We start from the raw sequence: 16,590 nt of genomic DNA, 5'->3' as shown, positions 1-16,590 counted from the left end.
CGTGGACGCCGCTGCCCATCCAAGCCCACTCCCGGCTACGCTGGCGCCGTGCGGCCCCCGCCCAGCCGGGGAATCCGCATAGCCGACAGCCGTCGCATCCCAGGGAGCCCCTTCATGGCCTCGTTGCCAACGTCCCCTTCCGCCGACAGCCGGACCCGCGTGTCCGCGCTCCGAGACGCGCTCGCCACCCGCGTGGTCGTGGCCGACGGAGCCATGGGCACCATGCTCCAGGCCCAGGACCCCACCCTCGACGACTTCCAGCAGCTCGAGGGCTGCAACGAGATCCTCAACCTCACCCGCCCGGACATCGTCCGCTCCGTCCACGAGGCGTACTTCGCCGTGGGCGTCGACTGCGTCGAGACCAACACCTTCGGAGCGAACCACTCCGCCCTCGGCGAGTACGACATCCCCGAGCGCGTGCACGAGCTCTCCGAGGCCGGCGCCCGCGTCGCCCGCGAGGTCGCCGACGAGTTCACGGCGAAGGACGGCCGCCCCCGCTGGGTCCTCGGCTCCATCGGCCCCGGCACCAAGCTCCCCACCCTCGGCCACGCCCCCTACACCACCCTCCGCGACGCCTACCAGCGCAACGCCGAGGGCCTGGTCACCGGCGGCGCCGACGCCCTGCTCGTCGAGACCACCCAGGACCTCCTCCAGACCAAGGCCGCCGTCCTCGGCGCCCGCCGCGGCCTGGAAGCCCTCGGCATCGACGTGCCCGTGATCGTGTCCGTGACCGTCGAGACCACCGGCACGATGCTCCTCGGCTCCGAGATCGGCGCCGCGCTGACCGCGCTGGAACCGCTCGGCATCGACATGATCGGCCTGAACTGCGCCACCGGCCCGGCCGAGATGAGCGAACACCTGCGCCACCTCGCCCGCAACGCCCGCATCCCCCTGTCCTGCATGCCCAACGCGGGCCTGCCGGTCCTCGGCAGGGACGGCGCCCACTACCCGCTGACCGCGCCCGAGCTGGCCGACGCGCAGGAGACCTTCGTCCGCGAGTACGGCCTCTCCCTGGTCGGCGGCTGCTGCGGCACCACCCCCGAACACCTGCGCCAGGTGGTGGAACGGGTCCGCGACCTCACCCCGGCCCCGCGCGACCCGCGCCCCGAACCGGGCGCCGCCTCCCTGTACCAGTCGGTGCCGTTCCGGCAGGACACCGCCTACCTGGCCATCGGCGAGCGCACCAACGCCAACGGGTCGAAGAAGTTCCGCGAGGCCATGCTGGAGGCCCGCTGGGACGACTGCGTGGAGCTGGCGCGGGAGCAGATCCGCGAGGGCGCCCACATGCTGGACCTGTGCGTGGACTACGTCGGCCGCGACGGCGTCGCGGACATGGAGGAACTCGCCGGACGCTTCGCGACCGCCTCCACCCTGCCGATCGTCCTGGACTCCACCGAGGTCGACGTACTCCGGGCGGGCCTGGAGAAGCTCGGCGGCCGCGCCGTCATCAACTCGGTGAACTACGAGGACGGCGCCGGCCCGGAGTCGCGGTTCGCGCAGGTCACGAAGCTGGCCCAGGAGCACGGGGCCGCCCTGATCGCGCTGACCATCGACGAGGAGGGCCAGGCCCGCACCCCCGAGAAGAAGGTGGAGATCGCCGAACGGCTGATCGACGACCTGACGCGGAACTGGGGCATCCGCGAGGACGACATCCTCATCGACACCCTGACCTTCACCATCTGCACCGGGCAGGAGGAGTCCCGCAAGGACGGCATCGCCACCATCGAGGCCATCCGCGAGCTCAAGCGCCGCCACCCGGCCGTCCAGACCACCCTCGGCCTGTCGAACATCTCCTTCGGCCTCAACCCGGCCGCCCGCATCCTGCTCAACTCCGTCTTCCTGGACGAGTGCGTGAAGGCGGGCCTGGACTCGGCGATCGTGCACGCCTCGAAGATCCTCCCGATCGCCCGGTTCGACGAGGAGGAGGTCCGCACCGCCCTCGACCTCATCCACGACCGCCGCGCCGAGGGCTACGACCCGCTGCAGAAGCTGATGCAGCTGTTCGAGGGCGCCACCGCGAAGTCGCTGAAGGCCGGCAAGGCGGAGGAACTGGCGGCGCTGCCGCTGGAGGAGCGCCTCAAGCGGCGGATCATCGACGGCGAGCGCAACGGCCTCGAGCCGGACCTCGACACGGCGCTCCAGGACCGGCCCGCGCTGGACATCGTCAACGAGACCCTGCTCGACGGGATGAAGGTCGTCGGCGAACTGTTCGGCTCCGGCCAGATGCAGCTGCCGTTCGTGCTCCAGTCGGCCGAGGTCATGAAGGCGGCCGTCGCCTACCTCGAACCGCACATGGAGAAGTCGGACGCCGACGGCAAGGGCACCATCGTGCTGGCCACCGTGCGCGGCGACGTCCACGACATCGGCAAGAACCTGGTCGACATCATCCTGTCGAACAACGGCTACAACGTCGTCAACCTCGGCATCAAGCAGCCCGTCTCGGCGATCCTGGAGGCGGCCGAGGAGCACCGGGCCGACGTGATCGGCATGTCCGGACTGCTCGTGAAGTCCACGGTGATCATGAAGGAGAACCTGGAGGAGCTGAACCAGCGCGGTCTGGCCGCCCGCTTCCCGGTCATCCTCGGCGGCGCCGCCCTGACCCGCGCCTACGTCGAACAGGACCTGCACGAGGTCTACGAGGGCGAGGTCCGCTACGCCCGCGACGCGTTCGAGGGCCTGCGCCTGATGGACGCGCTGATCGGCGTCAAGCGGGGCGTGCCCGGCGCCAAGCTCCCGGAACTGAAGCAGCGCCGGGTACGCGCCACCGCCCCCGTGGAGGTCGAGGAACGCCCGCAGGAGGGCCACGTCCGCTCCGACGTCGCCACCGACAACCCCGTGCCGACCCCGCCCTTCTGGGGGACCCGCGTCATCAAGGGCATCCAGCTCAAGGAGTACGCGAGCTGGCTCGACGAGGGCGCCCTGTTCAAGGGCCAGTGGGGGCTCAAGCAGGCCCGCACCGGCGAGGGACCCACGTACGAGGAACTGGCGGAGACCGAGGGCCGTCCCCGGCTGCGCGGCCTCCTCGACCGGCTCCAGACCGAGAACCTCCTCGAAGCGGCCGTCGTCCACGGCTACTTCCCCTGCGTGTCCAAGGACGACGACCTGATCATCCTGGACGAACAGGGCAACGAGCGCACCCGCTTCACCTTCCCCCGCCAGCGCCGCGGCCGCCGGCTCTGCCTGGCCGACTTCTTCCGGCCCGAGGAGTCGGGCGAGACGGACGTCGTCGGACTCCAGGTCGTCACCGTCGGCAACCGGATCGGCGAGGAGACCGCCAAACTCTTCGAGGCCAACGCCTACCGCGACTACCTCGAACTGCACGGCCTCTCCGTGCAGTTGGCAGAAGCCCTCGCCGAGTACTGGCACGCCCGCGTCCGCGCCGAACTCGGCTTCGCCGGCGAGGACCCGGCCGACATCGAGGACATGTTCGCCCTGAAGTACCGGGGCGCCCGCTTCTCCCTCGGCTACGGCGCCTGCCCCAACCTGGAGGACCGCGCCAAGATCGCCGAGCTGCTGAAGCCCGAGCGGATCGGCGTCCACCTCTCGGAGGAGTTCCAGCTCCACCCCGAGCAGTCCACCGACGCCATCGTGATCCACCACCCGGAGGCCAAGTACTTCAACGCCCGCTGAGCCCTCCCGGGGGTCGGCGTCCGTCGCCCACCCGCCGCTCCGCGTCCGGCCGTGCGCGTGTGCGGCCGGATGCGGGGTCGGTCGCGCAGTTCCCCGCGCCCCTGCGGGGCGCCGAGGTGCCGCCGCAGGGCATGCCGAAGGGCCTCTGGCCTGCGCCGGGGGTGTTTCCAGGGATACCCGAGGGCGCGCGGGATAAACGAGGCGCTTCGGGCGCCGGAGACGTACACTGGTCGGTCCACCGCAGGCCGGTTCCCCGCACGGGAACCGGCCTGGTCGTCCCCCGAGGAGGTGCGCCAGGATGACCAGCACGGTCCCCGCGCTCGGAACCCGTACGGCCGAAGGCTCCGCCCTGCAGGCGGTCCTCCTCGACATGGACGGCACCCTGGTGGACACCGAGGGCTTCTGGTGGGACGTCGAGGTGGAGGTCTTCGCCGCCCTCGGCCACACCCTGGACGACTCCTGGCGGCACGTCGTCGTCGGCGGCCCCATGACCCGCAGCGCCGGCTTCCTCATCGAGGCCACCGGCGCCGCCATCACGCTCGCCGAACTCGCCGTCCTGCTCAACGACGGCTTCGAGGAGCGCATCGGCCAGGCCCTGCCCCTGATGCCCGGCGCCGCCCGGCTGCTCGCCGAACTCCACGAACACGCCATCCCCACCGCCCTGGTCTCCGCCTCCCACCGGCGCATCATCGACCGGGTGCTCACCGTGCTGGGCCCCCACCACTTCGACCTGTCCGTCGCCGGCGACGAGGTCTCCCGCACCAAGCCCTTCCCCGACCCGTACCTGATGGCCGCCGCCCGCCTGGGCGCCGACCCCTCCCGGTGCGCCGTCGTCGAGGACACCGCCACCGGCGTCGCCGCCGCCGAGGCCGCCGGCTGCCGGGTGGTCGCCGTCCCCTCCGTCGCCCCCATCACCCCGGCCGCCGGACGTACCGTGGTCCCCTCTCTCGAAGCCGTCGACCTGGCATTTCTGCGCAGCCTGATGACGGAAATGCGCTAGCCGTTCACCCAGCGTGCAATGTCCATCCAGCCGGGTTGGACACATTCCCGGGGAAGTACACCCGAGTGGAACCCGAGGGGAACACGAGGGGAAATGCAAGTCGGCCGAGCGGCCGGAATGCACTGACTCCCCGCACAGTTACAGGTGTGAGGTTCCCCACGCCCGACGACCTCGACAACGTTGCCGTGCTGTGCTGGTCCACCCCGTTCGGCCCGAAACGGCGGGTCCTTGTGTCCCGATTGATGGGAAGCTGCACTAATCCTGCCGCTGTCGGGTTTTCGGTGCGTCCTCGCCCGGTTCCCCTGCGTGATGAAGGGTCAACTCGCGCGGCCGCGAACCCTCCTGCGCGCGCGGACTAATCTCATCGCGAGAACATCGCCGCAACCCCCGTGACCCGCCGCACCACCCATGCATGCCGGTTACACGGACCCGAACAGCTCTGGAGAAACTCCCGCATGAACCGCAAGACTTTGGTGCTGCCGGCAGTAGCCGGCCTCCTCACCCCGGTTCTCGCCGCGTGCGGCACGTCCGACAGCGGGAGCAACAGCGGCGACGCCATCGTCGTCGGCACCACGGACCGGTTCACCGCCACCGCCGACGCCCCGGCCCCCCTCGACCCCGCCTACGCCTACGACGTCGGCACCTGGAACGTCCTGCGCCAGACCGTGCAGACCCTGATGGCCCAGCCCAAGGGCGAGGGCGACCCCATCCCGGACGCCGCGGAGAGCTGCACCTTCACCGACAGCGGCAGCGAACGCTACGCCTGCAAGCTGCGTGAGGGCCTGAAGTTCGCGAGCGGCGACCCGGTGACCGCGGCCGACGTCAAGTTCTCCATCGAGCGTGCGCTGCGCATCGACGCCGACAGCGGTGTCGCCGCCCTGCTGAACACGATCGACACCATCGAGACGCAGGGCGACCGCGAGGTCGTCTTCCACCTCAAGACGGCCGACGCCACCTTCCCGTACAAGCTGTCCACCCCGGTCGCGGGAATCGTCAACCCGAAGGACTACCAGAAGGACAAGCTGCGCGACGGCTTCGACGTCGACGGCTCCGGCCCCTACACCTTCAAGGCCGACGTCAAGGGCGACGCGATCGCCAGCGCCACCTTCACCAAGAACCCCTCGTACAAGGGCAGCGTGACGGTGAACAACGACGAGGTCGTGCTGCGCGCCTACGACAACGCCGACGCCATGGGCACCGCCATCGACAAGGGCGACGTCGACGTCATGACCCGCACCATGTCGCCCGCCCAGATCCAGAAGCTCGACGGCGGCAGCAGCGACAGCGTCGACCTCGTCGACATGCCCGGCCTGGAAATCCGCTACCTGGCCTTCAACACCACCGCGTCCACGGTCAAGTCCAAGGCCGTCCGCCAGGCCATGGCCCAGATCATCAACCGCGGCGAACTCGTCGCCAAGGTCTACGGCACCCAGGCCGAACCGCTGTACTCGCTGGTCCCGGCCACGGTCACCGGCCACTCCAACTCGTTCTTCAACAAGTACGGCAACCCCAGCGTCGACAAGGCCAAGAACCTGCTCGGCAAGGCGGGCATCACCACCCCGGTGAAGCTGACCCTGCACTACACGACCGACCACTACGGCTCGGCCACCAAGCAGGAGTTCCAGGTCCTGCAGAAGCAGCTCAACAACAGCGGCCTGTTCGACGTCTCCATCAAGGGCCACCCCTGGGCCACCTTCCGCCCCGCCGAGCAGAAGGGCCAGTACGACGTCTACGGCATGGGCTGGTTCCCCGACTTCCCGGACGCCGACAACTTCCTCGCGCCCTTCCTCGACAAGGACAACTTCCTCGGCTCGCCGTACTCCAACACCACCATCCAGCGCAGCCTGATCCCGCAGTCCCGCCGCGAGGCCGACCGCATCGGCGCCTCCAACAGCCTGACCGAGATCCAGGACATCGTCGCCGAGGACGTCCCCGTCCTGCCGCTGTGGCAGGGCAAGCAGTACGTCGGCGCACGGAACGACATCACCGGCGTCGCCTACGCCCTCAACTCCTCCTCCACGCTCCAGCTGTGGGAGCTCGGCCGCGGTGTGAGCGGCTGACGGCTCTCTCAACCCGGGGGCCAGGCACGACGGCCCCCGGGGAACCGGCGCCAGGACGGTGGCTCCGGTGTGACGAACCGACGACAAGGCACAATTCAAGTGAACATGCGCAACCAGTGGCCAGTCCTGCCCGTCGTGGCGGGGCTGGCCTCCGGCCTGTTGACCGGCTGTGGCTCCGAGACCGGTGATTCCGGGGGCACCGGCTCCTCCATGGTGATGGGGATGTCCGACGACGTCCTCGCCACGGACCCGGCATCCGGCTACGACCCCGGCTCCTGGATACTGTTCGACAACGTCTTCCAGACGCTCCTCAGCTTCCCCAAGGGCGGCACCGAACCCGAGCCCGAACTGGCGAAGGAATGCACCTTCACCGACACCCGGGCCATGGTCTACCGGTGCGAACTCAAGGACGGCCTGAAGTTCAGCAACGGCGACGCCCTCACCTCCGAGGACGTCAAGTTCTCCTTCGACCGCATGAGGAAGATCGACGACCCCGCGGGTCCCGCGATCATGTTCCCGATGCTCGGGAAGGTCGACACCCCGAACGAGAAGACCGTCGTCTTCCACCTGAAGGTGCCCGACGCCACCTTCCCCAGCAAGATCGCCTCGGGCGCCGGCTCCATCGTCGACCACCGCCAGTACGACGCCGACGGCCTGCGCACCGACCACAAGGCCGTCGGCTCCGGCCCCTACAAACTGGACTCCTTCGACAAGGACCAGGCCGTCTTCTCCGTCAACGGCAACTACCGGGGCACCTCCGAGATCAGCAACTCCGGAGTCACCCTCAAGTTCTTCCACGGCGACCAGCCCGCCCTCAAGCGCGCCCTCCTCGAAGGCGACATCGACATCGCCTACCGCGGCCTGACCGCCACGGACGTCGCCGACCTCGACCGGCAGAGCGACACCAAGGGCGTCGACGTCATCGAGGGCAGCAGCGCCGAGGTCCAGCACCTCGTCTTCAACATGAAGGACCCGGTCGCCGGCAAGCTCGGCGTCCGCAAGGCCATGGCCCACCTCATCGACCGCGAAGCCCTCATCAAGAACGTCTACGACGGCACCGCCACCCCGCTCTACTCGATCATCCCGGCGGGCATCGCCGGCCACAACACCGCCTTCTTCGACATCTACGGCGACCGACCCGACCGCGCCAAGGCCGCCGCCGCGCTGCGCGCCGACGGCATCACCGGCAAGGTCAAGCTCACCCTGTGGTCCACGCCGTCCCGCTACGGCCCCGCCACCGACGAGGAACTGAAGGCCATCGCCGGCCAGCTCAACGCCAGCGGCCTGTTCGACGCCGACGTCAAGTCCGTCGCCTTCGACCAGTACGAGAAGGACATCGCCAAGGGCCGCTACGGCGTCTACGTCAAGGGCTGGGTGCCCGACTACCCCGACGCCGACAACTTCACCGCACCCTTCTTCGGCAAGGGCAACGTGCTGGCCAACCACTACAGCAACCGCACCATCACCGGATCCCTCATCCCCGGCACCGCCGCACAGAGCGACCGCGCCGCCACCGACAAGGACTTCGGCCGCCTCCAGGACATCGTCGCCGACGAACTGCCCATCCTGCCGGTCTGGCAGGGCAAGCAGTACGCCGTCGTCCGCGACGGCGTCTACGGCCTGGAGTACTGCCTGGACGCCTCCACGGTGTTCCGGTTCTGGGAACTCCACAAGAGCTGACCCCGGACACCACAAGGGCGCCCCCTCCCACCCGGTGGGAGGGGGCGCCCTTCGCCGTCGTACCGGCTACTGCGCGCCCGGCCGCACCAGCCCGCTCTCGTACGCGTACACCGCCGCCTGCACCCGGTCCCGCAGCCCCAGCTTGGTGAGCACATGCCCCACGTGCGTCTTCACCGTCGTCTCACTCACGAACAGGTCCGCCGCGATCTCCGCGTTCGACAGCCCCCGCGCCACCAGCTTCAGCACCTCCACCTCACGGTCGGTGAGCGTGTGCAGGGTGTCCGGCACCGGCTCCTCACCCGACGGCAGATGCGTGGCGTACTTGTCCAGCAGCCGCCGGGTGATGCTCGGCGCCAGCATCGCCTCACCGCCCGCCACGACCCGGATCGCCTGCACCAGCTCGTTCGCCGGCGCGTCCTTCAGCAGGAAGCCGCTCGCACCCGCCCGCAGCGCCTCCACCACGTACTCGTCCAGGTCGAACGTCGTCAGCACCAGCACCTTCGCCGGGCCGTCCCGCCCCGGACCGGTGATCTGCCGGGTCGCCTCGACACCGTCCATCCGCGGCATCCGGATGTCCATCAGCACGACATCCGGCTGCAGGGCCCGCACCTGGTCCAGGGCCTGCAGACCGTCGCCGGCCTCGCCGACGACCGCGAGGTCCTGCTCGGCCTCCAGGATCATGCGGAACCCGGTACGCAGCAGCGGCTGGTCGTCGACCAGTAGGACGCGGATCGCCACGTGACACTCCTTCGCTAGTCCGGCCCCATTCTGCCCTGCGCGACCCCGTCGACGGGCCGCCGGGGCACCCCCGGCACCGGCTCAGCCCACCCCGGGACCCGACTCCACGACCGGCAGCGGATAGGGCGGGGGAGTACCCCCGAACTCCGGGCAGTGCGCCTGGTGGTCGCACCAGCCGCACAGCTTCGTCGGCCGCGGCCGCCACACCCCCGTCCGTGTCGCCTGCGAGATCGCCTCCCACAACGCGTGCAGCTTGCGCTCCACCCGCTCCAGATCCGCGAGATCCGGGTCGTACGTCAGCACGTCCCCACTGCCCAGATAGACCAGCTGCAGCCGGCGCGGGACCACCCGCTTCAGCCGCCACACCACCAGCGCGTAGAACTTCATCTGGAACAGGGCGCCGTCCGCGTACTCCGCCCGCGGCGCCTTCCCCGTCTTGTAGTCGACGATCCGCACCTCGCCCGTCGGCGCCACGTCCACCCGGTCGATGATCCCGCGCAGCCGCAGCCCCGACTCCAGCTCCGCCTCCACGAACAGCTCACGCTCGGCCGGCTCCAGCCGCGTCGGATCCTCCAGCGAGAACCAGCGCTCCACCAGCCGCTCGGCCTCCGCCAGCCAGCGGGCCAGCCGCTCGCCCTCCGGATCGTCCGCGAACAGCTCGGTCACCTCCGGCCTGCTCTCCCGCAACCGGTCCCACTGCCCCGGGATCAAGGCCTTGGCCCGCGGCACCGTCCGCTCCCCGGCCGGCGCGTCGAACAGCCGCTCCAGCACGGCGTGCACCAGCGTCCCCCGGGTCGCCGCCTCACTGGGCTTCTCCGGCAGCCGGTCGATCACCCGGAACCGGTACAGCAACGGACACTGCATGAAGTCACCGGCCCGCGACGGAGACAGCGACGACGGCGCCACCGCGACCCGCCCGGCCACCGGCGCCCCTTCCCCGCCGGCCCCGGACGCCTCCTCAACGGCCCCGGACTCCGCCTCACCGGTCGCGGCACGCGCCGCGGCCGGCACGGGCGCCGCCTCACTGATCGCGGCATCCGCCTCACCGGCACCGGTCCCGGCATCCGCCTCACCGGCGCCGGACGCCACCGGACCGCCCGCGGCCACGTCCGACTCCGGCCCGCCCGCGGCGCCGCCCATCGAGGGGACCGGTCCCGCCTGGGCCGGCAGCGCCGCCCCGGACGCCCTCGGCCCCCCCGGGACGACCGGTTCCGTCTCATCGGCGCCGCCCGCCCGGGGCCCCGCCTCCTCGATGCTGCTGTCCATTCCACAGACCATACGGCCCGCCACCGACAGTGACCCAGCCCGCGACCGCGTCGGCCACCCCACCACGGGGCAAACACAAGGGGTGCCGGGGCGAAACACGCCACCACGGCCGCATACCATCGACCAGAGACCCTTCCGCCCCGTCAGGCGCGGAGGACGCTTCGAACGAGGGGAAACCGTGGACGTGAGCGGCGGGAGCGGGCAGCCGCGGTCCGGCAACGACGAGCCGGCCGAGCACCCCGCAGGTCCAACGGCCCCGGCGACCGGACCCACCGATCACCCCGGCCCCGGGCCCGCACGGCCCCAGCCCCCCACGCCCGGGCAGGACCGGCCCGAACCGTCCGCGACCCCCGCCCCCGCACAGGACACCCCCCACCCGGACCGCCCCACGGCCGACGACGAGCCCGCCCGGCAGCCGGAAACCGGCACCCGACCCGTGACGACCGGCACCGACGACACCCCCGGGACCGGCACCCCCACTGCCCCCGGCGACAGCACCCCCCAGGCCGACCCCCACCACCAGGCCCCCCGCCCCGCGCCCCACGCCGAGCACACGGACCACGCCGAGCACCGCTCCCTCGCACACTCCGGGATCGCCAAGGGCGCACCGCCCCGGCCACGGCCCAAAGAACCCGGCGGCGGCATCCTCATGGGCCGCCCCTTCGGCGTCCCCGTCTACGTGGCCCCCAGCTGGTTCCTCGTCGCCGCCCTCATCACCTGGGTCTTCGGCGGCCAGCTCGACCGCGTCCTGCCCGAACTCGGCGCCGCCCGCTACCTCGTCTCCCTCTTCTTCGCGGTCGCCTTCTACGCCTCCGTCCTCGTCCACGAACTCGCCCACACCGTCGCCGCGATCCGCTTCAAACTCCCCGTCCGCCGCATCCAGCTCCAGTTCTTCGGCGGCGTCTCCGAGATCGAGAAGGAAGCCGAGACCCCCGGCCGCGAATTCGTCCTCGCCTTCGTCGGCCCCCTGCTCTCCCTCGTCCTCGCCGGCCTGTTCTACCTCGCCATGAAACCCGTCGAACCCGGCACCGTCCCCGGCGTCCTGCTCGCCGGACTCATGGTCTCCAACCTCATCGTCGCGATCTTCAACCTCCTGCCCGGCCTCCCCCTCGACGGCGGCCGCATGCTCCGCGCCGTCGTCTGGAAGCTCAGCGGCAAACCCATGACCGGCACCGTCGCCGCCGCCTGGGTCGGCCGCGCCCTCGCCGTCTCCGTCCTCATCGGCCTGCCCCTGCTCAACCAGTCCGGCGCCCTCGGCGGCAGCGGCGAGGACACCGGCGGCATGGACACCGTCACCGACGCGCTGCTCGCCGCCATCCTCGCCGCGATCATCTGGACCGGCGCCGGCAACAGCCTCCGCATGGCCCGCCTGCGCGAACACCTCCCCGAACTCCGCGCCCGCACCCTCACCCGCCGCGCCGTACCGGTCGAGACCGACACCCCCCTCTCCGAAGCCCTCCGCCGCGCCAACGCCGCCGGCGCCCGCGCCCTCGTCGTCGTCGACGCCGACGGCCACCCCCTCTCCCTCGTCCGCGAGGCCGCCATCGTCGGCGTACCCGAACACCGACGCCCCTGGGTCGCCGTCAGCGGCCTCGCCCAGGACCTCACCGACGGCATGCGCGTCTCCGCCGAGCTGTCCGGCGAGGAACTCCTCGACACCCTGCGCGCCACCCCCGCCACCGAGTACCTCGTCGTCGAGGAGAGCGGCGAGATCTACGGCGTCCTGTCCGCCGCCGACGTCGAACGCGCCTTCGTCAAGGCCATGGCCAGGCCCACGCCGTAGTGGTCCGCGGCCCCCGCAAAGGCCGGTAGTCTGTTCACATGTCCGAACCGACCGGTGCCGCCCGCAGGCGCGGGCCCTTCAAGGTCGGGGACCAGGTACAGCTGACCGACCCCAAGGGCCGCCACTACACGTTCACGCTCGAAGCCGGGAAGAACTTCCACACCCACAAGGGCTCCTTCCCGCACGACGAACTGATCGGCGCTCCCGAGGGCAGCGTTGTCCGCACCACCGGCAACGTCGCCTACCTCGCGCTGCGCCCCCTGCTCCCCGACTACGTCCTGTCCATGCCCCGCGGGGCAGCCGTCGTCTACCCCAAGGACGCGGGGCAGATCCTCGCCTTCGCCGACATCTTCCCCGGCGCACGCGTCGTCGAAGCCGGCGTCGGCTCCGGCTCGCTCAGCAGCTTCCTGCTGCGCGCCATCGGCGACCAGGGCATGCTGCACTCCTACGAGCGCCGCGAGGACTTCGCCGAGATCGCCCAGGCCAACGTGGAGCGCTACTTCGGCGGCCCGCACCCCGCCTGGCAGCTCACCGTCGGCGACCTCCAGGACAACCTGTCCGACACCGACGTCGACCGCGTCATCCTCGACATGCTCGCCCCCTGGGAATGCCTGGAGTCCGTCTCCAAGGCGCTCGTCCCCGGCGGCATCCTCTGCTGCTACGTGGCCACCACCACCCAGCTCGCCCGGACCGTCGAGTCCATCCGGGAGATCGGCTGCTTCAACGAGCCGACCGCCTGGGAGACCATGATCCGCAACTGGCACATCGAGGGCCTGGCCGTCCGCCCCGACCACCGCATGATCGGCCACACCGGCTTCCTGCTCACCGCCCGCCGCCTCGCGGACGGCGTCGAGCCCCCCATGCGCCGCCGCCGCCCCGCCAAGGGCGCCTACGGCGAGGACTACGCCGGCCCCAACGCCGACGGCGGCACCGGCCGCTGACCGGCCGCACACCCGGACAACGCAAGGGCGCCGTGCCCGAGTTCCCCCACCACAGGGGGAACTCGGGCACGGCGCCCGTCCGTTGACAGGACACCAATACTCCCGCGCCCCCACGGCCCCGCCCGGACCCACCCCGCGGAAATCCCGGACCCCGCCGTTCCCCCGCACTGTGACGTGTGGCACCATGCTGGCCACCCCCACCGGCACAGCCCTCGCAGGAGACACTCCTAGTGCAGCAATCCGCCGTTCCGGAGCTCGCCCACACCCAGACCCGGCCCATCCACTGGGTGGCGACCGCCACCGCCGTCGCCGGCGTCGTCGCGCTCTCCTCCGTCGTCCAGCCCGGATCGGCCACCGCCGCCCAGACCGCCCCCGCCACCCGGACCCAGTCCGCCCCCGCCGCCGCGGCCCCGCCCAGCACCACCGGCGTGGCCTTCCCGCTGCAGTGCGGACCCGTCAAGGCGATCGTCGTCAAGAAGACCACCGGCGACCTCGACGGCGACGGCAGGCCCGAAACCGTCGCCGTCGTCCACTGCGACGCCCCCATGGGCACCCCGCCCGACGGCGTCTACGTCCTCACCCGCTCCGCCGGCAGCCCCAAGCCCCGCGTGGTCGCCACCCTCGTCGACCCCAAGGACCGCTTCACCGTCACCGACTTCGCGATACGCGAGGGGACGGTCGCCGCAACCCTCCTCGGCTACTCCTCCGACGACGTACCCAGTTGCTGCCCCGACGTGAAGACCCCGGCCACGTGGCGGTGGAACGGCAGCGCCTTCCTCCGCTCCACCCCGGCCGGGGCCCACAGCGTCTGAACCGGACTACTCCGCGTCGGGCCCGTACACCTCGACCTTGTCCGAAACCCGGCGCACATGGATGCACTCCCCGGGACACTCCCTGGCCGAATCCACCACGTCCGCCAGCAGCGGCAGCGGCACCGGCGTCGTCGCCCCGCCGGCCTGCAGCAGCTCGTCGTCCGCGCCCTTCACATAGGCCAGCCCGTCGATGTCCAGCTCGAACACCTCGGGGGCGTACTGGGCGCAGATCCCGTCGCCGGTACACAGGTCCTGGTCGATCCAGACCTCCAGCGCCTCGCCGCCCGGGGCCTCCTGCTGCACGGTCATCTCTCCTGCCGTCGGTTCGCCGGGCGGTCCCGGCACCCCGAGGGCCAGCCGGTTCCGCTCCAGCGGCTGTTGAACACCCCCGACCCTACCTCCGCCCGGAACACGGCCGTCCTCCACCGCCACGCGGTCTCCGCCCCCGGCCCCCGGGTACGAGGGCCCGACCGGGAACAGAGGTACCCCCGCCACGGACCCGCACACTTCAGGCCCCGCCGGCGGTGACCCCGTCCGACCCGACCGTCGCTCTGCGTGATGACCGTACGAGCGCCCTCGCGGCTGCCCGCACCGGGGCCACCCAGCCCGACTGGACAACTCCGGCCAGTAATGAAGGAATTTGACCACCCCGTGCTTGGAACAGGCTGCTTCCCCCTCACGTTGAGTGGGTATCCCCTCCGTGCGAGGGAGAGCGCACCGGGTGACCGACGACACACCTTGACAGTCTTTATGATCTAGGGGTTTCAATCGACACCCACCCAGGTAGGGTCTGGAAGCGTCCAGCTCCCCTTGGAGGAGGTGAGGACCGTGGCAGCCCACGACGACGACATGAACCGCGGCATCCGCCCGGGACGAGGGTCCGACGACCCGGCCGGGCAGATCGCCTACCTTGAGCAGGAGATCGCCGTCCTGCGACGTAAGCTCGCCGACTCTCCGCGACACACGAGGATTCTCGAAGAGCGGATCGTCGAGCTGCAGACGAACCTGGCCGGCGTGTCCGCCCAGAACGAAAGACTGGCCAACACACTCCGCGAAGCCCGCGACCAGATCGTGGCCCTCAAGGAAGAAGTCGACCGGCTCGCCCAGCCGCCGGCCGGCTTCGGAGTCTTCCTGCAGGCCAACGAGGACGGCACCGCCGACATCTTCACCGGCGGCCGCAAGCTCCGCGTGAACGTCAGCCCCAGCGTCGAGCTCGACGACCTCCGGCGCGGCCAGGAAGTCATGCTCAACGAAGCGCTCAACGTGGTCGAGGCCATGGAGTACGAGAGCGTCGGCGACATCGTCACCCTCAAGGAGATCCTCGAGGACGGCGAACGCGCCCTCGTCCTCGGGCACACCGACGAGGAACGGGTCGTACGGCTCGCCGAGCCGCTGCTGGACGTCACCATCCGACCCGGCGACGCCCTGCTCCTCGAACCGCGCTCCGGCTACGTCTACGAGATCGTCCCCAAGAGCGAGGTCGAAGAACTCGTCCTCGAAGAAGTCCCCGACATCGGCTACGAGCAGATCGGCGGCCTCGGCGGCCAGATCGAGGCCATCCGCGACGCGGTCGAGCTGCCGTACCTCTACCCCGACCTGTTCCGGGAGCACGAGCTCCGCCCGCCCAAGGGCGTCCTGCTCTACGGCCCCCCCGGCTGCGGCAAGACACTCATCGCCAAGGCCGTCGCGAACTCGCTCGCCAAAAAGGTCGCCGAGGTCACCGGCCAAGCCGCCGGCAAGAGCTTCTTCCTCAACATCAAGGGCCCCGAGCTCCTCAACAAGTACGTCGGCGAGACCGAGCGGCAGATCCGCCTCGTCTTCCAGCGCGCACGCGAGAAGGCCAGCGAGGGCACCCCCGTCATCGTCTTCTTCGACGAGATGGAATCCCTCTTCCGCACCCGCGGATCCGGCGTCAGCTCGGACGTGGAGAACACCATCGTCCCCCAGCTGCTCGCCGAGATCGACGGCGTGGAAGGCCTCCAGAACGTGGTCGTCATCGGCGCCTCCAACCGCGAGGACATGATCGACCCCGCCATCCTGCGCCCCGGCCGGCTCGACGTGAAGATCAAGATCGAGCGTCCCGACGCCGAGGCCGCCAAGGACATCTTCGGCAAATACCTCACCGAACGCCTCCCCCTGCACGGCGACGACCTCGGCGAGCACGGCGGCGACAAGGCCACCACCGTCCAGAGCATGATCCAGACGGCCGTCGAGCAGATGTACGCCGAATCCGAGGAAAACCGCTTCCTGGAAGTCACCTACGCCAACGGCGACAAGGAAGTCCTCTACTTCAAGGACTTCAACTCCGGCGCCATGATCGAGAACATCGTGGGCCGCGCCAAGAAAATGGCGATCAAGGACTTCCTCGAAAAGAGCCAGAAGGGCCTCCGCGTCTCCCACCTCCTCCAGGCCTGCGTGGACGAGTTCAAGGAGAACGAGGACCTGCCCAACACCACCAACCCCGACGACTGGGCCCGGATCTCCGGAAAGAAGGGCGAACGGATCGTCTACATCCGTACCCTCATCACCGGAAAGCAGGGCGCGGACACGGGACGCTCCATCGACACGGTGGCGAACACCGGTCAGTACCTGTAAAAGCAGGGCGGCTGCGGGTGCCCTCACCGGGTACCCGCAGCCCTTGCGTTTTTCAGGCCACGACCGGAGCAGCCAATGACGCAAA

General features: G+C 70.5%; 11 protein-coding genes. 8 read left to right on the top strand and 3 right to left on the bottom strand.

Annotated features, from left to right (window positions below):
• The first annotated feature begins 114 nt into the window (after positions 1-114).
• The 4 genes from metH to N8I86_RS09160 all read left to right on the top strand — a co-directional run bounded on the left by metH (position 115) and on the right by N8I86_RS09160 (position 8,370).
• Entirely contained in the window at positions 115-3,630 is a 3,516-nt protein-coding gene (metH, locus tag N8I86_RS09175; protein ID WP_263277547.1) for a methionine synthase, read from the top strand.
• 298 nt (positions 3,631-3,928) lie between these two features.
• Positions 3,929-4,630 carry an HAD family hydrolase gene (locus N8I86_RS09170; protein WP_263277546.1) on the top strand — a complete coding sequence of 234 codons (702 nt, stop codon included), beginning with the start codon at positions 3,929-3,931 and terminating at the stop codon, positions 4,628-4,630.
• Between the two features lie 455 nt (positions 4,631-5,085).
• Positions 5,086-6,690, top strand: coding sequence for an ABC transporter substrate-binding protein (locus N8I86_RS09165; RefSeq protein WP_073899719.1), 1,605 nt, complete (start codon positions 5,086-5,088; stop codon positions 6,688-6,690).
• Between the two features lie 99 nt (positions 6,691-6,789).
• Complete coding sequence (locus N8I86_RS09160) at positions 6,790-8,370, top strand: ABC transporter substrate-binding protein (protein ID WP_123438437.1); 1,581 nt, start codon at positions 6,790-6,792, stop codon at positions 8,368-8,370.
• A 66-nt stretch (positions 8,371-8,436) separates the two neighbouring features.
• On the opposite strand, the gene N8I86_RS09155 is transcribed toward N8I86_RS09160, so the two are convergent.
• Entirely contained in the window at positions 8,437-9,108 is a 672-nt protein-coding gene (locus N8I86_RS09155; protein ID WP_073899715.1) for a response regulator, read from the bottom strand.
• Between the two features lie 81 nt (positions 9,109-9,189).
• On the bottom strand, positions 9,190-10,374 hold the full coding sequence (locus N8I86_RS09150) for a RecB family exonuclease (protein ID WP_317633599.1): 1,185 nt from the start codon (positions 10,372-10,374) through the stop codon (positions 9,190-9,192).
• A 178-nt stretch (positions 10,375-10,552) separates the two neighbouring features.
• On the opposite strand from N8I86_RS09150, the gene N8I86_RS09145 reads away from it, so the two are divergent.
• From N8I86_RS09145 to N8I86_RS09135, 3 genes are all read left to right on the top strand, one after another.
• On the top strand, positions 10,553-12,157 hold the full coding sequence (locus N8I86_RS09145; protein ID WP_073899713.1) for a site-2 protease family protein: 1,605 nt from the start codon (positions 10,553-10,555) through the stop codon (positions 12,155-12,157).
• A gap of 38 nt (positions 12,158-12,195) precedes the next feature.
• A complete protein-coding gene (locus N8I86_RS09140; protein WP_073899711.1) occupies positions 12,196-13,098 on the top strand; it encodes a tRNA (adenine-N1)-methyltransferase in 903 nt (300 codons plus the stop codon).
• A 230-nt stretch (positions 13,099-13,328) separates the two neighbouring features.
• A complete protein-coding gene (locus N8I86_RS09135) occupies positions 13,329-13,910 on the top strand; it encodes a hypothetical protein (protein ID WP_263277545.1) in 582 nt (193 codons plus the stop codon).
• A 6-nt stretch (positions 13,911-13,916) separates the two neighbouring features.
• On the opposite strand, the gene N8I86_RS09130 is transcribed toward N8I86_RS09135, so the two are convergent.
• Positions 13,917-14,219 (bottom strand): ferredoxin, encoded by a 303-nt coding sequence (locus N8I86_RS09130; protein ID WP_073899707.1) that lies wholly within the window; start codon positions 14,217-14,219, stop codon positions 13,917-13,919.
• 519 nt (positions 14,220-14,738) lie between these two features.
• On the opposite strand from N8I86_RS09130, the gene arc reads away from it, so the two are divergent.
• Positions 14,739-16,505: a proteasome ATPase gene (arc, locus tag N8I86_RS09125; RefSeq protein WP_073899705.1), complete on the top strand. Its 1,767-nt coding sequence runs from the start codon at positions 14,739-14,741 to the stop codon at positions 16,503-16,505.
• Positions 16,506-16,590 lie beyond the last annotated feature (85 nt).

The sequence above is a fragment of the Streptomyces albidicamelliae genome (genome assembly GCF_025642175.1).
In the GTDB taxonomy this organism is placed as follows: Bacteria; Actinomycetota; Actinomycetes; order Streptomycetales; family Streptomycetaceae; genus Streptomyces; species Streptomyces albidocamelliae.
This window is presented reverse-complemented; position numbering and strand designations above follow the sequence as displayed.